This window comes from Achromobacter sp. ACM03 (assembly GCF_014851665.1).
In the GTDB taxonomy this organism is placed as follows: Bacteria; Pseudomonadota; Gammaproteobacteria; order Burkholderiales; family Burkholderiaceae_B; genus Achromobacter; species Achromobacter aegrifaciens.
This window is the reverse complement of sequence record NZ_JACVAD010000005.1, coordinates 227339-248676: the sequence shown is the minus strand read 5'-3', so window position 1 is coordinate 248676 and position 21338 is coordinate 227339. Positions and strand designations below refer to the sequence as shown.

Annotated in this window: 27 protein-coding genes; 13 read left to right on the top strand and 14 right to left on the bottom strand. The window is 65.1% G+C overall.

What is annotated here, in order from left to right; all coding sequences use genetic code 11:
• Positions 1-4: 4 nt before the first annotated feature.
• Positions 5-277 (bottom strand): hypothetical protein, encoded by a 273-nt coding sequence (locus tag IB257_RS22855; RefSeq protein WP_054453716.1) that lies wholly within the window; start codon positions 275-277, stop codon positions 5-7.
• 271 nt (positions 278-548) lie between these two features.
• Positions 549-1286, bottom strand: a complete 738-nt coding sequence (locus tag IB257_RS22850) for a helix-turn-helix transcriptional regulator (protein ID WP_119450075.1) — start codon at positions 1284-1286, stop codon at positions 549-551.
• Between the two features lie 88 nt (positions 1287-1374).
• Between IB257_RS22850 and IB257_RS22845 the strand changes: the two genes are divergently transcribed.
• Positions 1375-2643, top strand: a complete 1269-nt coding sequence (locus tag IB257_RS22845) for an MFS transporter (RefSeq protein ID WP_119450076.1) — start codon at positions 1375-1377, stop codon at positions 2641-2643.
• On the opposite strand, the gene IB257_RS22840 is transcribed toward IB257_RS22845, so the two are convergent.
• The 3 genes from IB257_RS22840 to IB257_RS22830 all read right to left on the bottom strand — a co-directional run bounded on the left by IB257_RS22840 (position 2603) and on the right by IB257_RS22830 (position 4058).
• Positions 2603-3235, bottom strand: coding sequence for an FMN-binding negative transcriptional regulator (locus tag IB257_RS22840; RefSeq protein WP_192492899.1), 633 nt, complete (start codon positions 3233-3235; stop codon positions 2603-2605). The two genes, IB257_RS22845 and IB257_RS22840, sit on opposite strands and share 41 nt — an antisense overlap.
• 96 nt (positions 3236-3331) lie before the next feature.
• The gene (locus tag IB257_RS22835) at positions 3332-3820 is read right to left on the bottom strand and encodes a GNAT family N-acetyltransferase (protein WP_054453276.1); all 489 of its coding nucleotides are present in this window, start codon (positions 3818-3820) and stop codon (positions 3332-3334) included.
• Between the two features lie 43 nt (positions 3821-3863).
• On the bottom strand, positions 3864-4058 hold the full coding sequence (locus IB257_RS22830; protein ID WP_054453278.1) for a hypothetical protein: 195 nt from the start codon (positions 4056-4058) through the stop codon (positions 3864-3866).
• 272 nt (positions 4059-4330) lie between these two features.
• Between IB257_RS22830 and IB257_RS22825 the strand changes: the two genes are divergently transcribed.
• The 12 genes from IB257_RS22825 (at position 4331) to IB257_RS22770 (ending at position 15935) form a co-directional block, all read left to right on the top strand.
• Positions 4331-5026 (top strand): DUF3313 domain-containing protein, encoded by a 696-nt coding sequence (locus IB257_RS22825; RefSeq protein WP_054453280.1) that lies wholly within the window; start codon positions 4331-4333, stop codon positions 5024-5026.
• A 202-nt stretch (positions 5027-5228) separates the two neighbouring features.
• Positions 5229-5396: a hypothetical protein gene (locus tag IB257_RS22820; protein WP_165867876.1), complete on the top strand. Its 168-nt coding sequence runs from the start codon at positions 5229-5231 to the stop codon at positions 5394-5396.
• A 105-nt stretch (positions 5397-5501) separates the two neighbouring features.
• Positions 5502-7145: a hypothetical protein gene (locus tag IB257_RS22815; protein ID WP_192492872.1), complete on the top strand. Its 1644-nt coding sequence runs from the start codon at positions 5502-5504 to the stop codon at positions 7143-7145.
• A 69-nt stretch (positions 7146-7214) separates the two neighbouring features.
• Positions 7215-8117, top strand: coding sequence for a LysR family transcriptional regulator (locus IB257_RS22810; RefSeq protein ID WP_054453284.1), 903 nt, complete (start codon positions 7215-7217; stop codon positions 8115-8117).
• A 189-nt stretch (positions 8118-8306) separates the two neighbouring features.
• Positions 8307-9245 (top strand): hydroxymethylglutaryl-CoA lyase, encoded by a 939-nt coding sequence (locus IB257_RS22805; protein WP_175161727.1) that lies wholly within the window; start codon positions 8307-8309, stop codon positions 9243-9245.
• Between the two features lie 9 nt (positions 9246-9254).
• Positions 9255-10223: an SMP-30/gluconolactonase/LRE family protein gene (locus IB257_RS22800; protein WP_054453288.1), complete on the top strand. Its 969-nt coding sequence runs from the start codon at positions 9255-9257 to the stop codon at positions 10221-10223.
• A gap of 28 nt (positions 10224-10251) precedes the next feature.
• Entirely contained in the window at positions 10252-11274 is a 1023-nt protein-coding gene (locus IB257_RS22795) for a TRAP transporter substrate-binding protein (RefSeq protein ID WP_054453290.1), read from the top strand.
• A gap of 3 nt (positions 11275-11277) precedes the next feature.
• A complete protein-coding gene (locus IB257_RS22790) occupies positions 11278-11862 on the top strand; it encodes a TRAP transporter small permease (protein ID WP_119450078.1) in 585 nt (194 codons plus the stop codon).
• Positions 11859-13139 (top strand): TRAP transporter large permease, encoded by a 1281-nt coding sequence (locus IB257_RS22785; RefSeq protein WP_054453293.1) that lies wholly within the window; start codon positions 11859-11861, stop codon positions 13137-13139. The genes IB257_RS22790 and IB257_RS22785 overlap by 4 nt, the downstream gene beginning before the upstream one ends.
• Before the next feature lie 24 nt (positions 13140-13163).
• On the top strand, positions 13164-14342 hold the full coding sequence (locus IB257_RS22780) for a CaiB/BaiF CoA-transferase family protein (protein WP_225589088.1): 1179 nt from the start codon (positions 13164-13166) through the stop codon (positions 14340-14342).
• A gap of 124 nt (positions 14343-14466) precedes the next feature.
• Positions 14467-15429: a tripartite tricarboxylate transporter substrate binding protein gene (locus IB257_RS22775; RefSeq protein ID WP_192492871.1), complete on the top strand. Its 963-nt coding sequence runs from the start codon at positions 14467-14469 to the stop codon at positions 15427-15429.
• Between the two features lie 254 nt (positions 15430-15683).
• Positions 15684-15935, top strand: coding sequence for a hypothetical protein (locus tag IB257_RS22770; RefSeq protein WP_192492870.1), 252 nt, complete (start codon positions 15684-15686; stop codon positions 15933-15935).
• A gap of 85 nt (positions 15936-16020) precedes the next feature.
• Here IB257_RS22770 and IB257_RS22765 read toward each other — a convergent pair whose 3' ends face one another.
• The 9 genes from IB257_RS22765 to IB257_RS22725 form a co-directional block, all read right to left on the bottom strand.
• Positions 16021-16455 (bottom strand): hypothetical protein, encoded by a 435-nt coding sequence (locus IB257_RS22765; protein WP_192492869.1) that lies wholly within the window; start codon positions 16453-16455, stop codon positions 16021-16023.
• A gap of 262 nt (positions 16456-16717) precedes the next feature.
• The gene (locus IB257_RS22760; RefSeq protein ID WP_192353415.1) at positions 16718-17119 is read right to left on the bottom strand and encodes a hypothetical protein; all 402 of its coding nucleotides are present in this window, start codon (positions 17117-17119) and stop codon (positions 16718-16720) included.
• On the bottom strand, positions 17116-17526 hold the full coding sequence (locus IB257_RS22755; protein ID WP_192492868.1) for a M15 family metallopeptidase: 411 nt from the start codon (positions 17524-17526) through the stop codon (positions 17116-17118). Before IB257_RS22755 ends, IB257_RS22760 begins: the two co-directional genes overlap by 4 nt.
• Positions 17527-17560: 34 nt before the next feature.
• The gene (locus IB257_RS22750; RefSeq protein WP_175161715.1) at positions 17561-17869 is read right to left on the bottom strand and encodes a hypothetical protein; all 309 of its coding nucleotides are present in this window, start codon (positions 17867-17869) and stop codon (positions 17561-17563) included.
• 74 nt (positions 17870-17943) lie between these two features.
• Entirely contained in the window at positions 17944-18195 is a 252-nt protein-coding gene (locus IB257_RS22745; protein ID WP_175161713.1) for a hypothetical protein, read from the bottom strand.
• Position 18196: 1 nt separating this feature from the next.
• Positions 18197-19117: a hypothetical protein gene (locus tag IB257_RS22740; RefSeq protein WP_175161711.1), complete on the bottom strand. Its 921-nt coding sequence runs from the start codon at positions 19115-19117 to the stop codon at positions 18197-18199.
• Positions 19107-19781, bottom strand: coding sequence for a DUF2612 domain-containing protein (locus IB257_RS22735; RefSeq protein ID WP_175161709.1), 675 nt, complete (start codon positions 19779-19781; stop codon positions 19107-19109). The genes IB257_RS22740 and IB257_RS22735 overlap by 11 nt, the downstream gene beginning before the upstream one ends.
• Positions 19778-20989, bottom strand: coding sequence for a baseplate J/gp47 family protein (locus tag IB257_RS22730; protein WP_192354987.1), 1212 nt, complete (start codon positions 20987-20989; stop codon positions 19778-19780). Before IB257_RS22730 ends, IB257_RS22735 begins: the two co-directional genes overlap by 4 nt.
• 7 nt (positions 20990-20996) lie before the next feature.
• Complete coding sequence (locus tag IB257_RS22725) at positions 20997-21338, bottom strand: hypothetical protein (protein ID WP_225589106.1); 342 nt, start codon at positions 21336-21338, stop codon at positions 20997-20999.

The following is a 21338-nucleotide window of genomic DNA, read 5'->3' as shown; positions in this document are numbered from 1 at the left end:
GGCGTCAGGCTGGCAGGTTGGTCAGGCCGTCGACGATTTCGCGGCCGTGCAGGATCGCTGCATGCACCGCTTCACGCGGACTGTAGACAAAACCGCCCTCGGCAAAACGCGGAACCGGATATTCGTCGCCGCCTTCGAGCACGGCGCCTGCCTGGACCACCATCACCGACGCTATGAATACGGGGCCGCTGGATTGCGCCTGAACCTCGGCGTCTGCGCCCCGGGACACTTTGGCCGTCAGCCGGTATCCCTTGTAGATCAAGTTGTTCTGATGCACTTCGGATGCCCTCTTTGTGCGATCCAGCATACCCCGCTTGACTATGACAGTTCGGATATGTTTTGTAACGATGGCAGAAAATAGAAACACTGTTGCATCGCGATAGGTACGTCCCCGTTTCCCAGGAACGCTACGCGCGGCCCATCCGCGCGCCGCATGTCCAGGGTTGACGCGGCTTGCGGCGCAACGCGGGGCGCTGCCGCAACCCGTCCCCACCCGGGTTCACGGGGATTTCCCTAGATCTGTTGCATATGCACACCTTATTGCAGGCTCATGCGGCGACATTCCGGTCCCGGCGCGCAGCGCTCGCGGCGGACTGCTCATCCGCTGGCCCGAAGAAGGCGGGAAACTGCTTTTCGCCCTTCTTCGTCACGCTCAACGCGCGCGAATCCAAGTCCTTGCTGATCCAGTCGCGGCGCGTCAGCGCCTCCAGCAGCGCCGCGCCCAAGGCGCCGCCCAGATGCGAGCGACGCTCGCTCCAGTCCAGGCAGGAACAGGCGAAACGCCGCCGGCGTTGGCGCGCCTGCATCACGTCCACGCCTATCTGCGCCAGGGCCGCCTCGCCCAAAGGCGTCAGCAGGTAATCGCGCCCGTCCGCCGTCAGCCATTGGCGCGACAGCATCGCGTCATGGATGCGCACGGCCAGGGTGCCCGCCATGTGGTCATAACAGGTACGCGCCTCGCGCAGCGCCGAGGGCGTGCTGGGTTTGAACGGCACGCGCTCCGCGCCGGCCACCACCAGCAAGGCCTCCAGCGCATGTCCGACCTCGCCATTGGCCAGGCGGTAGTAGCGGTGCTTGCCCTGCACGGCCATTTCCACCAGCCCTTGTTCCCGCAGTCGCAGGAAATGGCTGCTGGCGGTGGAGGCGCCGATGTCGGCGGCGGCCGCCAGTTCGGTCGCGGTGCGGGCGCGGCCGTCCAGCAGCACGCACAGCATGCGCGCCCGGGCCGGATCGGCGATGGCGCCAGCCACGGCGGAAAGATTGATGTCGGCGAACTCGGATTCCATGATTCGTCACAGACCAAAGTGTTGTGTGCAGAGTCAAGCATACTGCGACTCAACGCAACAAGACAGCGACCGGCCTGCCCGGACACCCATGCGCGCATCCCGGAAATTCTTTGGCTGGACAGTGCTTTACGCCACCTTCGTGCTGGCGATCTTCGGCTGGGGCGTCGGCTTCTACGGCCCGCCCGTGTTCCTGCATGCCGTGACGCAGCGTACCGGGTGGGGCGTGGCCCTGGTATCCGGCGCCGTCACGCTGCACTTTCTTTGCGGCACCCTGGTGGTCGCCAACCTGCCGCGGCTGTACCGGCGTTGCGGGGTGCCGGCGGTCACGCTGGGCGGCGCCGTGCTGCTCGCGTTCGGCGTGAGCGGCTGGGCCGCGGCCGCACAGCCCTGGCAGCTCTATGCGGCGGCGCTGCTCTCGGGCATGGGCTGGGTGACGCTGGGTGCCGCCGCCGTCAATGCGCTGATCTCACCCTGGTTCGTCCGCCGCCGCCCCGCCGCGCTGGGCATGGCCTACAACGGCGCCAGCGTCGGCGGCATCGTCTTTTCGCCCTTATGGGTTTACCTGATCGGCCAGGCAGGATTTGCCCAGGCGGCCTTGTGGGTAGGCGCGGCGATGGTGGCCGTGATCGCCGTGCTGTCGCGCAAGGTGTTTGCCCTGACGCCGCAACAGCTGGGCCAGGAGCCAGATGGCGCTTGCGCTGCAGCGCAGGCGCCGGCGGCCACGGCAGGCATCGCCTCGCCCGCGCCGCTGGCGGGCCTGTGGCGCAACCGCGCCTTTCTCACCCTGGCCGCCGGCATGGCGCTGGGCCTGTTCGCCCAGATCGGCCTGATCGCGCATCTGCTGTCCCTGCTGGCGCCGCTGCTGGGCGCACAGACCGCAGGCCTGGCAATGGGTCTGGCTACGGCCGCGGCCATCGGCGGGCGCACGCTCGTCGGTTGGCTGATGCCTGCCGGCACCGACCGGCGCAAAGTGGCCTGCCTGGCCTACGCCATCCAGATCGCCGGTTCATTGGTTCTGATGCTGGCCGCAGAGCACGCCTGGGCCATCTGGCTGGGCGTACTGCTGTTCGGATCAGGCATAGGGAACGCGACCTCGCTGCCGCCATTGATCGCGCAGACTGAGTTCGCCCGCGAAGACACGCAACGCGTGGTCCCGCTGATTGTCGCCATGTCGCAAGGCGCCTACGCCTTCGCGCCCGCGTCGTTCGGCATGCTGCGGGCATGGTCCGAACAGGCCGGGCAGCCACTGCTCTGGTTCCTGGCGGCGGCGGCCAGCCTGCAGGCCGCCGCCATCGCCTGTTTCGCGCTGGGGCGCGTTACTCCAGCCCGCCGCGGCGGGCAACCAGCCCAGCCATGACGGCATCGCCGTTTTCGCCGGCCAGGCCTTCGGCCACGCCGCGCCTATCGGCAACCGTTCGGTTCTGGCTGACCTTCCATTTGCCTTCGATGCGCGCAATGGGAATCTCCACGCCGACGATGGCGCGCATCTGGGCCGCGATGAAATCCGCCGGCGCGTCGGCCACGCGCCAGGGCTGCGCGCGCGCTTTCTCCTGGCTGTCGGTCAGCGCATCCAACTGGGCGCGCAGCCAGGCCGGATCATCCTGAATCACCGGCGCGCCCCAGACGTGCACGGCAACGAAGTTCCAGGTGGGCACGACCTTGTGCGTCTCGGCCTTGGTCGGGTACCACGACGGCGTGACGTAAGCCTGCGGCCCGTGGAATACGACCAGGCATTCGCGGCCCGAAGCAAGGTCGGCAAGCTGCGGGTTGGCGCGGGCCACATGCAGGCGCAATACGCCATGCGGTCCTTCCGGATACAGCAGACAGGGAATGTGGTTCGCCATCAGCCCGCCCTCCCCGCTGGTCGTGAGCACGCCCAGCGGATGGGCGCGGATGAAATCGTGCTGGACTTCGGGCGAGTCTTCGCGAAAGGCGGACGGCAGGTACATGGCGGGTTCGGCGGTAGCGGCTGAAAACCACAACATACCGCCATCGTGGCTCCATTTCCAGGACCAGCTGAGGTTCTTTTCATGGAGCCAGCGGCATCAGGCTGGCAAGCGCTTTTCCAGCAGGATGGTGGTGAAGCCGCTGTCCCATTCCTCGTCAGGATAGGTATCGATCTCGGCATAGCCGTGCTTGCCGTAGAACTGGCGGCTGCGCATATTGAAGGAATCCGTCTCCAGCCGCGCCTGAGCAAATCCCGCAGCGCGGATGGCCGTTTCCATCCAGGCCAGCAATGCGCCGCCGACACCCTGCCCTTGCCTTGCGGGATGCACATGCAAGGCCCAGATGAAGTCGTTTTCCCAATCCGCCATGCCCGCCAGCACGCCGTCGATTTCGCACACCATGAAAAGACTGCCCCTGGCGCTCACATACTGGCCCGTCTTGCCGCTTGCGCGAAACTGGGCGTCCCTTTCCGCCGTCATTTCCGGCATCCACGTGCTTTCGTAGGTGCGCATCAGCAGGTCTTCGAGCAAGACTGCGTCCTCAGGCCGGCTCGGCCTGATCATGAATTTCTGTTGTTGGTCCGTCATGCGCGGCAGTGTAGCAATGCCGCTCCCAAGGAGATGCGCGCGCTTATCGTCGCACGCGTTCGTATGCCTGGTTCATGCGATCCCGCGCCCCGGTTTCGTTGGCGTAGGCGCGGTCATAGTTGTCCAGGCAATCCTGGGTGGGATTCGGCCACTTGATCGCGGCGATCGCGGCGGTGAGCTCGTCGCGGGCCCGCTGCCAGTCCTTGACGGCGGCATACCATTGCTTGGCGGTGTCCATAGTTGTCTCCCTATGTTCACTCGTCCATCGTAGTCCCGCGGCGGCTTTCCGCGGCAGCTATTACGGCTTACCCGCAATGGAGTCTTCCACGCCCCGCCGATCTTTCGTTTCAGTTTTCCCAAAATGGAATTCTGCTTTGCAGCGAAACGGGGCTTCCACCCCTGCCAAAGCGGAAAATGCGGCGCGAAACGGGGCAATAATTGGGCCGCCCGCGACACGCGCACGGCCTTTCCATCTGCCGCGCCGGGCGCCATTTTCAGGAAGAGAAGAATATGAAGATCCGTCTCGCTCTGGCCGCCTGCTGTGCAGTGATCGGCCTTGCCGGCTGCACCAACCTGCCCAAGCCGCAGAACTATTCCACGTCCCTGGGTGAAAACCAGAGCCGGCTCAAGCAGGATCCCGACTGGAGCGCTGGCATGGTCTGGGTGCGCCCCGGTCCGCCCATCGGCAGCCAGTACCAGAAAAAACTCATTCTGGAACCGGTGCAATACATCCAGGGCGACCGACCGGACGAGCTGGACATGAAAGCCGATAGCGCCATGCGCGAGCGCGCGCTGGCCTACCTGAACGAAGCGATCCGGCGCGAGTTCGAACAAGCCGGCTACCAACTGCTGACACGGCCCGCGCCACACGCAATGCGCCTGAGCGCCGCCATCACCGGCACCTTCCGCAACGAGCGCGACCCCAGGATGATGGAATACATCCCCATCGGCTTCGTGATCGGCCAGACCGTCAAGGCGGCCGGCTACCGCGACCAGTCGGCGCGCCTGCTGCTCGAGGCCGCCCTGCGCGACGCCAATACCAACGAGCTGCTGATCACTTCGCTGGGCACGGTCACGGGCGGCAACCTCCCCGCTGACCGCAAGCCCACCGCGGACGACGTGCGCAGCGCCATCGATGACTGGGCGCGCAACGCGCGCGAACAGTTCGACCGCATCTGGCAGGAAGACCAGCCGGAAGCCGGTTAGAGGCTGCGCTCGCACCGACGGGAACTTCCTGTCAGAGTTGACAGGTCTTGATCCATAAAGGCGGAACAGAACGGGCCAAAGCGGGTCGAATTCATCGCGTTTTTCAACCGAAAATCACGATGTGATGAATATTGACGTCAACCCTCACTTACCCAGTGCCACGGCTAATGCTACTGTTCCGCCTGTGCAAGGAGTACATGCAATGGATCAGAAAACCAAGCCCTGGGCTTTTCCCAAGCCGCATCCGGAAAATACCCCGCGGGGCGAACGCAACAAACAGGAGTTCGACGCTCCTGCCCAAGACCCGAAACCCGCGCCCAAGCCACGCGCGAAGAAGGAGACGCCGGCCGCCAGCCGGGCTCGCACATGAGCCCGGCCGGGCGCCCCGGCCTGCTCCTCGAATAAGCTTATCCCGCCTGCCCATGGCCCAGCGCCCGCATTCGCGATCAATGGCGCGTGTCTCGCGGAAACCAGCATGGCCATGATCGCCGATCCGCCGCTGCGAGGCAGCGGCAAGATTACCGGAGTGTTCTTCGACCCTGCGGGGGAAATCGCGGCCGTGGCCTCCGAGTTTCCCCTGCTCGCGAACCCTCGCGCCCGCGCGGCGTATGGCGGCCAGACGTTGCGCTATCGCGTGGCGCTGTACCGCCGCGGCAGTCCCATCCCGTTCGCGGCTTTCGACCAACTGCGCCATCCCGTCAACCACATCGCTTTCCATCCCGCCCAATCCGTGGTCGCGATCGGCGCAGGCAGTTATGACGGCGGCTATCTGTTCGAAGGCGACCTGCTGGTCTGGGATTGGCGCAGCGGGCTCTCGCGCCGGTTCTTCCGCAACATCCCTGAAGTTGCGCATTGCGCCTTCACCCCCTCGGGCGACGGGATCGAGGCGTGGGTGCGGCCCTGGGACGAAGAATGGGAAGGGCTGCCCGACGATCCGCCCGACGCCGCATTCAGCACCTTGTTCGTCGTGCGCACGCCCTACGACGCCGCGACCTGGTCCGATGCCGGTCCCGGCGAACTGGAACTGTCAGGCGACGACATCGCGCCGGCAGCAGATCCCCCCGCGCCGGCGCCAGAGTCCCGCCTCGCGCAATGGCTAGGGCTGCCGCAACTGGGAAGCCGCAAGGCCATCCATGATCTTGCGTGGTTGGACGCCAAGCGCATCGCGGTAGCGCATGGCGGCTGCCTGCTGGAAATCCAAGACGTCGAAGACGGCCTGGTCGCCGCATACGCCGGCGCCGGCCATGGCGCCGAGATCATCCGGGCGGCGGGCATCCATGTGCACGTCGTGGAAGCCTCGAAGCGGCCCGACATGAAGTGGCACCAGGATTCCCGGCTGTATACGCTGACGGACGACGGGCTGGACCTCGTCGGCGAGTACGACGGCGAATACACGTTCTCTGCCTCCTCGCAAGGCGTATTGCTGGGCCGCAGGAACCGCAACCCCGCAACCCGCAACGCGTGCGACCTGCTGCGCGACCTGGGCTCGGGCGCCGAACGGCGCGTGGACCTGGGCCATTACGACTGCTTCAATCACTACATCCGCATCAGCGGCGCGCCGTCGCCGTTCTGCGTCCAAGGCACGCCTGCAAGCTCCCACGAGGCCAAACGCCTGTGCATGGTCATGCCCGACGGCCGGGCCAAGCCGCTGTGGCCGGTGCTCAAGGCCAACGGCAAGCCCGACAGCCACGCCATGGAACTTGCCGGCTGCTACGTCGACGACGCGCAAGGCGCTGGCCTGGTCATCAGCGGGCGGCACTACGCTCCCGCCGTCAACGTCGCCTGCGCCGGCTTCATTTACCGCAAACCGCTGGACCGTGACCGCGAACTCTGGCGACATTCCACCACTGCCTCCGCCAGCGCGGTCGTCTTCATGCCCTGCCCCGGGCTGATCGCCGCTGCGTTCCTGGACGGCGGGCTGCTGTTGCTGGATGCCGCGTCGGGCGAGATCCGGTTGCGCGCCAGGATGCGGCTGGAAGGCCTGCCTGCATTGGTCTTCGCGCTGGATGCCCATGAGGAAAAACTGGCTCTGGGAACGGCGGATGGCCGGATCTCCATCATCGCGGTCGACGAACTGCTGGCGCGCGGCGCGGCGCAGGAATGGGTGGAAATCGGCTAAGCGTAATCCCCTAGGCCCGCGGCCCGCGACTGCCGCTATCCTCGCGGACGTATCTATCCGCGACTTCCCATGACCCCTCGTCTGGATCTGTATACCCTGCAGGTGTTCCTGGCCGTGCTGGAAGAAGGCAGCATCGCCGCGGCCGCCGCGCGCGAACATATCGCGCCATCGGCGCTATCGAAGCGCCTGTCCGAACTCGAACGCGTCCTGGACGTCCCATTGTTTCAGCGCCATGCGCGCGGCGTCGAACCGACCAGCGCCGCACACGCGTTGGCGCGGCGCGCACGCACGCTGCTACATCAAACCCAGGACCTGGCCGCCGAAATCCGCGACTACTCCGCCGGCCTGCGCGGCCGCGTGCGCGTCGCGGCCAACCTGTCTTCCATTGCGCAGTTCCTGCCGATGGAACTGCGCCGCTTCCTGACCCAGCACCCCAACGTGCAGATCGACCTGGAAGAGTCCGTCAGCGCCGGCGTCACCCGCGCGGTGATCGACAACGCCGCCGACATCGGCGTCTACACCCAATCCGACGACGAAAACGGGCTGGACATATATCCCTACCACCGCGACGTCATGGCGCTGGTGACGCCCTCGGGACACCCCTTGTCGCGACACCGGCAGGTATCGTTCGCCGATACGCTGGACTATGACCACGTCGGCATGCACCGGGGCAGCGCCGCGAACTATCTGTTCACGCGCGAGGCCGCGTCCATGAACCGTTCTCTGCGGCTGCGCTTCCAGGTCACCTCCTACGACGCGCTGGTGTCCATGGTGCGCGCGGACCTGGGCGTCGGCATCGTGCCCACCAAGGCCCTGTCCGCCTATGTGTGCGACGCGCTCTGCATCATTCCGCTGACTGACGCCTGGGCGCACCGCCAGCTCAAGTTGTGCGTGCGCAGCAATGAATCGCTATCGGGCGCCGCCCGGCTGCTGCTGGATCATCTGATCGCTGAAGCCGCAACGCAGCAATAGGACGCGCGAGCCTGCCCATGCGCGACGCCTGGCCCCCGAGCCATCGCGTTTCGCGATCCCCCGCCGAAGATTGACGATTTGTCCTGCCAGGGTCCATCGCAGAAGATGGTGGCCGACCACCCATGTCCCGGACATCGCCGCGCAAAGCCCTCGCGGGCGCAGGATCCGGGCGCCAGGAGACGACAAGCCATGAGCCTTCCAGACCGAGTCGAAATCGTGGAAGTCGGCATGCGCGACGGACTGCAGATCGAATCCGAGTTCGTGCCCACCGACACCAAGATCCAGATCCTGAACGCGCTGATCGACGCAGGCGTGCGGCACTTCGAAGCCACCTCCTTCGTTTCACCCCGCGCCGTGCCGCAGATGCGCGACGCGCAGGAAGTCCTGCAGGGCGTGCGCAAACGTCCGGGCGTGGTGCTGGGCGCGCTGGCGCCCAACCGCAAGGGCGTCGAACGCGCGCTGCAGTCGCAGGCTGACGAGATCGTCGTGTTCCTGTCGGCCACCGAGAGCCACAACACCAAGAACCTGAACCGCCCGGTCGAACAATCGCTGCGCGACATCGAGGACATCGCGCAGCTGCTGAAAGACCACCCCATCAAGCGCAAGGGCGCCATTGCCGTCGCCTTCGGCTGCCCCTTCGAAGGCGACGTGGACCTGGGCCGCATCCGGACCATCTTCGACCACTTCGCGCGCCAGGGCTTCGACGCCGTGACGTTGGGAGACACCACCGGCATGGCCACGCCCCGGCTGGTGCGCGACACGGTCGAGACTCTGCGGGCCGACCATCCCGGCGTCAAGATATCGCTGCACTTCCACAACACGCGCGGCATCGGCCTGGTGAACGTGGTGGAAGGCCTGCGCGCCGGCGTCACCTCCTACGAATCCTCGCTGGCTGGGTTGGGCGGCTGCCCGTTCGCGCCGGGCGCCACCGGCAACATCTGCACCGAAGACCTGGTCTACCTGCTGGACGAGATGGGCGTGGACAGCGGCATCGACCTGGGCGCGCTGATCAAGGTAGCCCAGCGGCTGGAAGGCATCGTCGGCCGTGGCCTGCCCGGCCAGCTGATGAAGGCAGGGCCGCGCCTGCGCCTGCATGACTATGCCGTAGCCGCCGGCGCGATCGGCTGAGGAGCCCCCATGGACAGCAAATCGAATGGCGGCGCGGTCCTGGACCTGTCGGCGGTGCGCGAGACCGGCGTCAACTTGAACCGCCCCGAATGCGTGCTGAGCACGGCCGCGGGCGATCTCTACGTGTCGGACAAGGCCGGCGGCATACGCCACATCCTGCCCAACGGCGACGCGCGCCTGATCGGCGCCCAGTCCGGACTGATACCCAACGGCTTCGCCCTGTTGCGCGACGGCTCGTTTGCCGTCGCCAACCTGGCCGACGACGGCGGCGTCTGGCGCGTACAGCGCGACGGCACGGCGGAGCCCTACATCATGGAGATCGACGGCGTGGCCCTGCCCGGCGTCAACTTCGTCTGGCTGGACGAGCGCGAACGCCTGTGGATCTGCGTCAGCACCGTGCGCCGCGGCGACCATCAGTTCCGCCGCGACATCGCCGACGGCTTCATCGCCGTGCGCGACGAGCGCGGCACCCGCGTCGTGGCCCAGGACGTGCATTGGACCAACGAATGCCGCACCGATCCGGACGGCACGCACCTGTACGTCAACGAAACCTTCGGCCGGCGCCTGCTGCGCTTTCGCATCGGCGCCAACGGCGACCTGAGCGAACGCGCCGTCATCACCGAATTCGGCAAGGGTACCTATCCCGACGGCATGGCGGTCGATGAAGAGGGCCACATCTGGGTGGTCAGCGTGGTCTCCAACCGGGTCATACGCGTCAGCCCGCAAGGGCAGCAGCAGCTCATGCTGGAGGACGGCGACGCCGCGCACATCGACAGGCTGGAAGCCGAATACCTGGCCAATCGCCTGAGCCGCCCCATGGTTTACGACAACCATAGCAAGCGGCTGCAGAACATCACCAGCCTGGCGTTCGGGGGCCCAGAGCGCAAGACCGCCTACATGGGCTGCATCAATGGGTCCCGCCTGGCGGTGTTCGATTCACCGGTCGCCGGGCTCAAGCCCGTGCACTGGAACTGGTAGGCCGGATCCGCATCCCGGAGGAGACATCATGCACAAGAAAATATCGCAGCAACTGGTCCGCGCCTCGGCAGCCCTGCTGGCGCTTTCGATCACCGCCGCCGGCGCGTTCGCGCCCGCTGGCCAGGCGCAGGCGCGGGAAATGAAGATCGCGACCATCGCCGCCTCCAACAGTCCCTGGGACCATGCCATGCGCGCCTTTGCCGAAGAGGCCGCCAGGCAATCCCAGAACGAACTGCAGGTGCACGTCTACACGGACGGGCAATTGGGCGACATCAGCAAGATCCTCTCATCCATGCAGCTGGGCACGCTGGACATGGGCTACTTCGGCCTCGGGTCCGTGGTGTTCCTGCGCGGCGCCCAACCGCTGAACATCCTGTATGCGCCCTATCTGTTCAAGAGCGGCGAACAGGCCGAGCGCATCATCAACAGCGACGAGTTCGCGCAGATCTTCGATGACGTGGCCAAGAAATCCGGCGTGCGGGTGTTTGCGGCCTTCGGCATACGCTCGCCGCGTGCGCTGCAGACCGTATCGCGGCCCATCAACAAGCCCGAAGACGTCAAGGGCCTGAAGCTGCGCATTCCCGCCATTCCCATCCTGAAGTCCACCTTCGAAAAGCTGGGTGCGCAGGTCGTGCCGCTGGGCATGACCGAAATCTACACCGCGCTGGGCCGCGGCATGATAGACGGCCAGGACAACGGCTTTGATCTTTCGATCCCGCTGCGCTTCCACGAGGAAGCCAAGTACTGGGCGGCGACCGACCACGCCTACGAGCTGACGGGCTGGTTCATTTCCGAACGCGTCTGGCAAGGCCTGGACGCCAGGCAGCGCCAGGCGCTGACCGAGGCGGCCAAGGCGGGCGGCAAGGTCGCCACCCGCCTGGACCAGGAGCTGGACGACAACGCAGTCAAGCTCCTGAAGGAAGCCGGCGTTACCTACACGCAGCCCGACAAGGCCGCGTTCAAGGCGGCGCTGGCCACCGTCTACCAGCAGTACGAAGGCAAGGATTGGCCGGCCGGCATGGTCGAACGCATCCAGAAGATGCAGGAGTAAGCCATGGCCGCGCCCATGCCCGCGCCGACCGTGCGCGCCTCGTCCCACGCGGCCTCCGGCTGGCGCGGCCTGGCGCTGAGCGCCGACCGCGCCGTGTGCTGGATCGGCCGGCTGGCGGTTGCCCTGACCCTGGCCATGGTGCTGGTGTTCTGCTTCGCCCAGGTCCTGGACCGCTATCTGCTGAAGACGCAGTTCGACGCCTGGGACCAGGTCGCGCGCATCGGCATGCTGTGGTGCGCGTTTGTCGGCGCGGCCATGGCGTTGCGCGAGCGCCGCAACGTGGTCATAGACATCATCGACCGCCATCTGCCGGAACGCGTGCGGCGCGCGCGCGACCGCCTGTTCGACACCTGCCTGCTGGCGCTGGCCGCCACCCTGTTCTACAAGGGCCTGGACGTGGTCGCCGTGGGCAACTTCCAGGACATCGTCGGAACGCCTTTCACCTACGCCGTCAGCTACGCCTCGCTGACCGTGGGCATGGTGTTCTTCATGCTGTTCCTGGCCCTGCGCCTGCTCATCCCCGACGCCCCCGCGCCGCAGGACGCCTTCGCGCGCGGCGAGCCCGATACTCCGGGAACGCATCCATGATCCTCTTCTCCGTCGTGCTTTTCGTCGTGCTCATCCTGGCCGGTCTGGACATAGGCTTCGCGATGATCACCGCCGCCCTGATAGGCATGCTGTTCAAGGGCGGCGGCGGGGTCGATATCGCCCAGGCGCCGCTATCGATGCTGGGCGGCATAGACGAGACCGCCCTGGTCGCGATCCCCCTCTTCATCCTGGCCGGCGAACTGATGAACCGCGGCGGCGTCACGCTGCGGCTCATCAACTGGTCCATGGCCATGGTCGGGCATATGCGCGGCAGCCTGTCGCAAGTCTCGCTGACCACCAACCTGGTCATGGCAGGCATCAGCGGCTCCGCCGTGGCCGACGCCAGCGCCATCGGCACCGCCATGATCCCTTCGATGAAGCGCGAGGGCTACCGGCGCGGCTACCCCGAGGCGGTCATCGCCTGCGGGGCGATGCTGGGTCCCATCCTGCCCCCGTCGATCCCGATGATCGTCTATGCGGTGCTGGCCAACCTGTCCATCATCCGCCTGTTCCTGGCGGGCATCATTCCCGGCTTCATGCTGCTGGCGGGCTACATGGCCATATGCGCCTGGCAGGCGCGGCGCCACGGCTACCAATCGCGTCCGCGGGCCAGTTGGCCTGAGCGCGCCAGGGTGACGCGCGCGTCCATCTGGGCCTTGATGATGCCCGTCCTGATCATCGCCGGCATACGCTTCGGCCTGCTGACGGATACGGAGGCCGCGGCGTTCGTGGCCGTGTACGCCCTGCTCGTGGGCCTGGCCGTGTACCGGGAACTGAAGCCGGGCGAGCTGGGATCGGCGTTCTACTCGGCCGGGCGCACCATGGCCGTGGTGCTGTTCCTGCTGGCCGCCGCCGGTCCTTTCAGCTGGCTGATCAGCGAATCGCGCGTCGCGGCCACCATCGCCAAGGGCATCCTGGGCATCTCCGACCAGCCCTGGGTGGTGCTGCTGACGGTGAACGTGTTCCTGATCCTGGTGGGCAAGATCCTGGAGCCGCTGCCGGCCATGATCATCACGCTGCCGGCGCTGCTGCCTATCGGCGCCCAGCTCGGCATGGACCCCATCCAGTACGCCATGATCCTGATCCTGAACCTGATGACGGGCATGCTGACGCCGCCGGTCGGCATCCTGCTGTTCGTCACGTCCGCCGTGGGCCGCACGCCGATAGGCCCCATCGTGCGCGAAATCGTGCCCTTCTTCATCTGGTCGCTGATCGTGCTCGCGCTGATCTGCGCCTTTCCTCCCCTGACCTTGTGGCTGCCGCGACTGGGCGGCTGACCAAAATCCAAGCAGATGCAAACCATGCCACTTACCGGAATCCGCGTCCTGGACCTGACCCGCATCATCTCCGGGCCTTACTGCACATCCATACTGGCCGACATGGGCGCCGAAGTGATCAAGATCGAAGCGCCCGGCGAAGGCGATCCCATTCGCCGCCAGGGCGTGCTCAAGGACGGCCTGAGCTGGTACTTCGCCAACTACAACCGCAACAAGCGGTCAGTGACACTGGACCTGTACAGCGCCGAAGGCAAGGACATCCTGCGCCAGCTGATACCCCACTGCGACGTCGTGATCGAGAACTACCGGCCCGGCATCATGGACAAGATGGGCTTCGGCGATGAAGCGCTGAAGGCGTTGCGGCCGGACATCATCCATTGCAGCATCAACGGCTTCGGCGCGTCCGGTCCCTATCGCGACCGGCCCGCCTTCGACTTCATCGCCCAGGCCATGAGCGGCTTCATGAGCCTGAACGGCGGCGAAGACGATCCGCCCATGCGCGCGGGGCCGCCCATCAGCGACCTGGCCGCCGGCCTGAACGGCGCGCTGGGCGTGGTGGCCGCGCTCTTGCGCCGCGAGCGCACCGGCCGCGGCGACTCCATCAGCGTCAGCCTGCTGTCCAGCATGATAGGGTTGCTCAGCTTCCAGGCATCGAACTACTTCGCCAGCGGCGAGCTGCCTCCGCGCACCGGCAACGACCACGGCATCGTCGCGCCTTACGGGCTGTTCGAGACGGCCGACGGCCAGGTCGCGATCGCCCCGTCCAACGATGCCATGTACGAGAAGTTGCTGGACGCGCTGGAACTGCCCGAACTGCGCGTGCATCCGGAATTCCAGGCCAACGCCGACCGCATGCTGAACCGCGCATCCATCAAGGCCGCCATCGAGGCCCGCACCCGCCAGAAGGACAGCCACTACTGGATCGAACGCCTTAACCAGTACGGCGTGCCCTGCGGGCAGGTGCTGAACCTGCAGGAAGTATTCGACGACCCGCAGGTAGCGGACCAGCAGATGGCCATGGACGTCGCCCATCCCGATGGCCAGCAGGTGCGCATGCTGGGCTTTCCGATCAAGTTCGCCGAAGCGCCCTGCCAGGTCCGCAGCGCCGCGCCCGCATTGGGCGCGGACACCGATGCGGTGCTGGAGGAATTGGGCCTGTCGCGCGACCGAATCAGGGAACTACGCGAACAAGGAACCGTCTAGCCAAACAGGGAGCCTGAAACCGCCCGCCGCAACCGAACCCGCAGTACGCGTCAGCAGCATCCGCAGCAACCGACGTCTGGCGATCACGACCGGACGCGCCCACCAAGGAATGGAGACCACAACCATGCTACGTGCCCTAATGTTCTCGGCCTGCGCGCTCGTCGCCTGCGCCCCCGCCGCCGCCCAGCAGTACCCGAACCAGCCCATCCGCGTCATCGTGCCGTTCACGCCTGGCGGGGGCACCGACTTCCTGTCGCGCACCGTCGCCGCCAAACTGTCCGACTCGGTCAAATGGAACGTCGTCGCCGAGAACCGGCCCGGCGCCGGCGGCACCATAGGCATCACCACCGCCGCGCGCGCCAAGCCCGACGGCTACGAAATCGTCATGGGCCAGGTCGACAACCTGGCCGTGGCACCTTCGCTCTACACCAAGCTGGCCTATGACCCGGTCAAGGACTTCGAACCCATAGGCATCGTCGGCGAAGCCCCCCTGGTGGTCGTCGCAAGCAAGAACGGCCCGTACAAATCCCTCAAGGACCTGATCGCCGCCGCCAAGAAGGCGCCCGGGACCATCAATTACGGCTCGCCCGGCGCAGGCACCATCACGCACCTGGCCGCCGAACTGCTGCAGCTCCAGGCGGGCATCAAGCTCGTGCATGTGCCTTACAAGGGATCGGGTCCGGCCATGGCCGACCTGCTGGGCGGGCAGGTCCCCGTCATTTTCACGTCCATCCCCTCGGCTGCGCCGCAGATCAAGGCCGGCAGCGCCGTCCCGTTGGCCGTGACCTCCCTCAAGCGCAGCCCCGCCATGCCGGATGTGCCCACCGTCGCAGAATCCGGCTATCCGGACTTCGACGTGCGCGTATGGTACGGACTGCTTGCACCCGCCAACACGCCCAAGCCCATCATCCAGACGCTGAACACGGAACTCAACAAGATCCTCGCAATGAAAGACGTCCAGGATGCGCTGGCCGCGCAAGGCGCAACCGCCATGCCCACCACCCCCGCGCAGTTCTCCCAGACTATCGCCGCGGATTACAAGAAGTGGCGCGGCGTCATCCAGTCCGCCAACGTGAAGCTTGAATAGCCTTTGATCCAGGTCTTGCGGCGGCCATCGATCAATACCTCAAACCGCCGCAGCATTTCAACGCACACGCGGCCTCGAAAACAGCCTAGACCAAACGCATGCATCGCCTCATGCTTTTGCACGACGCTTCCCTGGGACGCGCCGCGCATGCGCTTGGATGATGGGCCGCAGCAGCATTGACAGGAATTTTGCCAGTCGAGACGATGACCTCAGCGCCACAGGTTTCAACGTGGCGCAAGTGAAGGAGGCTCATCATGTCAATCTCATGCAGACGACTGGAGGATGTGATTGCGGTCTCGGCAGCAGGAGACCAGTACCGGATCGAGCGACATATCATTCAAGAACCCGCGACGGACGAAAGTCCCGATCCACACATAGTGCTGCAATGCCGCCTCTCCAGCGGCGGCGCCGTGATCTGGGAAGGGAAAGATGTGTACCGGCTGAAGTCAGGCGAAATCCTCAGACCAGTGAATCGGCGGAAGAAAAAGAGTCCTTTTGAAGGGTAGCGAAGAAAAGCCCGCGGCTTGCGCCTGCGGGCTTTTGTTTGGGAGGCGGGCAACTGCCCGCCACAACGTGGCACTCAGGCCATGCTCAAGCCCGCGTGGTGATGACGAAAGTATTCCCAGCGGCCGGCGTACCGTAGTACGTGGCTCGCCACTGCCCCGACGCGGTGCTCTGTTCGCCCCACATCTGTCCCAGCGTTCCGGTGGTGGTCGTAATGTCGGCCATGGCCATTGCGGGTTGCTCCGCGCTGTCGCAGATAGATTCGGCCAGTGAGGTTACGAAAGGATAATCGACTTGGGCGGCCGACAACGTGGCGTAACGCTCCGCGAGCGTATGGAGCGTGCCATCCGCGATCGGGCCATGGTCCTGGACTTGAACAGAATACCCAGTCATGTTGCCCGGAGAACTGGAAGTGCGAGGTTCCGGAAGAACGGTTGCATCATCATCGACATGATGCTTCATTGCTGCCGAATTCTCGGCCGAGCACTTCAGTTGCTGTAGGGAAAGAGTTCTGATCGTCATGTGATATCTCCGGGAAATTTGCCGCTGCTGGGCCAGGGGGCATTCTCTGTTCGCGTATCAGGTCTACATGGCTTTCTCCTGGATGGACGAAAAAACGCCCGCGGAGTGCGGGCTATCTGTTGCAGCATGACCTATCGGATCGCAGTCTCACGACGGGCCGAACCGGGATTTCTCCCAGCTCTGCACCGCCGCACGTTGCCGTGCCGCACACTCTCCGTACAACGCAACCAGCGCGATATAGCTGCGCGCCAGATCGTCCCAGCTATCGCTCGTCACCTCGGGCACTGGCGGGCACGGCTGCGCCAGGTTGGCCGGCAGAATTGGCCAGGCGGCCGGCCTCGTTGATGTGGCGCAGCCGCTCAGCGTCAATGCGGCAGCCAGCAGGTAAGGGACTCTGGACTTCGACACGGGTGTACCTTTCGATGATCTTGGGGCTGGCGTCGCGCAGCGCGGCAAGCGCGACTTCCAGGGATTCGGAGATTCCGCCCAGGCGCGCGGTCTGGCGCTGGAACTCGGTGAGCTCGGCCAGCGTATAGTCGGCGTTTGCCCGATCGACTCCGGCGCGGTACTGAACGGCGCCATACCAGCGCACACACAGGAAGACGGCGGCCACCAGGACGGCGCCGATCAGATACGGCGCCAACGCGCGCAGCGATGCGTTCATGCGCGACCCTTCCAGTTGCGTGGAATCTGGAAATGCGGGCCGTCTTTGAGCGTTTTCCAGTCGCCGCCCCACTCCACCGGCACGCCGAGCTCGGCCGCGCAGGCTTTGACCACCTGAGCCAGAGCGGCGAAGGCCTGCCAGTTGTTCCAGGGAATCGCTCCAGCGATCAAAGGCGCCAGGTCGACGGCATGGCTCAAACCATCCGCCTGCGGCAAGTGGTAGCTGGCCAGCGTCTGGCTGGCACCCTTGGCTACGTTCTCGCGCTGTCGCGCGAGGGTTCGAACGCCTTCCACCACGGTGAAATCCATCGGCGTGCGCTGAATCGCCAATTTGACGATTGCGGCCAGGTCAGGATGTACGCCAACCAGACGGCTCAAGCTACGTTGGGACAGCTGAAACATGCCCACGGATGTAGTCTCCGGACGAATGGAACCATGCACCTCAAACCCCTTTTCCGCGTACCCGGTCGATCACGGCCTGCCACAGCGCGCCGATGGGGACCGTCTGTACCACCTCCCATCCGCGGGAGACGATGGCCATGCCGAACATGCCGGTCAGAAAGCCGGCCAACCCTTCTGGGATGCCGAGCAGCAGTGCCAGATACGGCGATGAGTAATAGGCGACCAATGAGCCGCTACCCGCCATGCTTAGACGCGCCGGCCACGACCCCTGCAGGTAGCGCATGGATACCACCGCGCCCAGCACGCCTGCGAGTTTTGCCGCAAGGGCGTCGAAATCTTGGAGGTCCAATTTCGCCTCCCTCATGGAAAAAAGCGCCTTGCGGCGGACTGGCATTTGATACCGGTTGAACCTGAACGACGCAGCTACGCATCCGTGATAGTGAATGAGCTGCCGGACTTGGTAATGGTTTTCACGTCCCTTTCCGGGTCATTCATATATGCATGGGCCGATTCTTCCGGTACCGGCAGGCCGTCTACGGGCCAGGAACCCGACTCCCGATAGCGGGACCGAAGGACGAATGCATAAAGCGCTCGGGTGTTGGCATCAAAGACATAAGGGAGAGCGGGATCGTAGTCCAGGAATTCGGTCTGGATTGGTTGGAAGGTCTCGGCCATGCTAGTTTCCTATGGCGATGAAATAGAATTCCGGCGCCTGTCCGGTTTCATAGCTGGTGCACCCGACTACCTGCAGCGAGGAGTTGGTGAAAGACGCGACGCTGATGCTATCCATGACATTCGGACTGTTTTGGATTTGCGGTATTGCCACCCAAGCGGCCGTCGGAAATGCCAATGGAAACGAGACAGAAGCAGATCCGGAGTAGTAGCTGCCGGTCGCAGTACCCATGTTCACGCTACCGCGTCCCCACTGGATAATGACACCACCAAGCCAGGAAGGCAGCGCCAGGTATCCGTTGATGCCCAGCGACATCGCCACGCCGAGCCGTAATTTTCTCGGCGTCACAATGGTCGCGTCATCGGCACCGGCATTCGTCTGCGCCGGCGTGGCAACCTTGGCGACGCCTATCACGCTTTCGGTGGCTTGCACCACCTTTCTTGCGATGGCCTGGAACACCTTGAACGGCGTCATCGCTCTTGTGTCATCCGTGCCTACCTCTGCTTCCGCGGTGGAGGCTATCCCCGCAGGCAGCGCGATCCAATTCGCCCCACCCGCATCCGGGTTTGCGGTGTTGTTCTCCACCAGGTTCAGCCAGTAGCCTGCGCCGACCGACTTTCTCAACATCGCGCCCTGCGGATACCCGCCAACGGCTGTGCTGAATGCAGAGTCATAGGGATACGCCCCTCCTGCCTGTTGCCATCGTGCGGCAGCGCTAAGAAAGTTCAGGATGCCATTGAAGTCAGCACCGTATGGCGGGACGCCACCCGCAGCCAACGGTGTCATCGTCAGCGGCGGAAAGCCATCCGTGAAAGACGCCGCCCCCGGCGTCACGCCAATCTGCGACTCAACCGGAATAGTGTTCTTCGTCCCGCTTTCCGCAAACGGGACGGCCGATTTGATAGGTGCATTGCTAGCTTGCATTGATAAGCCCCGAAGAAGTGAAAAGTACGCCCGAGCCGAACGGCTGCATCAGCGCCTCGTTGAATCCGAACGTAGTAGAAAGATCGACCTGCAGGATGTTCGCCAGCACCGCGGCCGGCTTGGGAATCGCGCCTGATTGAGTCAGGATGGCGATTTCGTGCGGCGCCAGCGCGAACTCGAACACGTAGCGGAATTCCATCCTCCCGGTGTCCGACACGTAGCAACGCCCCCGCCCCGCAAAGAGGTTCGACAGCAGCCGGTTCAAACTGGGCGACGTGCAATCCGAGATATTGGCCAGCGCCTTGACCAGGATCAGCGTGCGATACGCGTCATCGGCAAGCCGATACGTCTGCGTGGCCTGCTCGCCTGTGTAGAACGGCGCCTGATTGAAGGGCTGCCAATTCAGCGCCTCGTCAAACCCCAGATAGGTGACGTCTCCCGGTATCGTCAGCATCCGGCCGACGTCGACGATCCTGCCCCAGATGTCCAGCCCGAAGCCCTGCGCGGTCTCGACGTTCCAGACGAAGTCGTGGAACGCGTCGAAATCGGCGTCGGGGTTGATGTAGTCATCCATGTTGTTGATCAACTGGACGAGGGTGGGGCTGTTGGCATACTGGCTGATGAGAGTCCGGGCCGCCAGCCCCGGCTTAGGCACGACGCTCATATCAATGTCACCGCAATATCGTTGGCCGTGATCGTGGGCCGGCGGTTGATCGGAACGGCCAGGCTGGCGGCCGATGGCGTATCGGAGCCCAGAAGCAGGGACAGGATGGAGACCACCGGGCTCAGCGCCGAAATGGGCGCGTAGTAGCGGCTGGCATAAATGGTCGATCCGATGCGTGCGCGCTGCCCGCCATCTCCGCCGTTGAAGGCGTCCATGATCGCCTGCTTGGTCAAGGCAACGATGTCCGACGGCAGGGCCGGGTTGTCCGCCAGTTGCACCGCGAAACGCACGGGCAACGCGGCAGGGGTTTCCCATGTCACGACATACGACGGGTAGGGATAGGCATATCCCTCCTTGTCCTCCACGGTGTACGAGGTGTTGCCGTTGTAGTCGGAGCCATTGCTCTTCTTGCGCCAGATGGCGTCCGCGATGTCCGCCGCCTCGCCGCCCGTCACCGCGACCCAGATGGAGTGCGGACGCAGGACGACGCCGCCCACCGTCTTCGGCACGGAGAGATCGTTCTCCGTCACGTAGGCGTCGATGACGCCCTCCACGTTCGCCACGTTGGCGTAGATTGCGGGGATCGAGCCGCGGGCGTTCAGCGCTACCGACTGCCGCCGGCGCTCCTCGAACTCGGCCCGGCTTTCCACATGGCTGCCCACCGTCCCGGCATCCGCGTTCGACACCGAGTCCCAACCGGGAATGGCCTGATAGATCTGGTTCAGTGCGCCAGGCGCGCAATCCACCGGCCCGTCGACCGAGCAGGCGAATGGCAGGTCGACGCGTCCGCTGGCCGGTATCGTTCCCGCCTGCGTGCACAGGTACAGATTGCCATCCACCGCCTGCGCGCGCGCGCCCACCGGTATCGTCACGCCCGCCAGGCCCGTGCAGGTGGCGATGACGGCGGTGGGCGTACCGGGCTTGCGGTCCAGGAAGTAGATCCGCCCGATGGCGTCCTGCATCCGCCCTTGCGCATAAGCCGGGTCGACCTGGTTCACGTAGGACGCGAACTCGTTGTTCTTGTCGCCGATGATGGCGGTGGTGCTGGAGGCCAGCTGGCCCTGGGGCGTTTCCAGCGCGGGATTCAGCCCGCCACCGAAGGCCGCGTCCATGTCGGACAGGACGCCGGCAAGGATGGCGGATTCGTTGGGCAGCACCAGCCCTTCCGGCGTGAACTGCACGCGCGGCACTTTCGAGATGTTCGGCATGGTTTCCTCAGAAGCTGACGGTTTGCGTCGTTCCGTCTTGCAGGGTGATTGCGACATAGCCCGCCAGGGCGCGGTCGGTATAGGAGGTCAGCGTGCAGGCCGCGTCGGCCACGTCCGGGACCGTCAACGCGGCTCGCCGGACGTGTTCCCGCACCAGCGCCAGCGGCGGCTGATGGCCCAGGAATTCTTCCCAGTACGGAACGCCCGAGGCGGTGTTGTAGAACAGCTCCCCCTTGAAGAGCTTGATGGCGCTGGCGACGTCTTGCGCCACGGCGTAGGGCTTGGACGCCAGTGCGATATTCCCCGCGGCATCGAGCACCAGGTCCCAGGCCGTCCGGTCTAGCAGCAT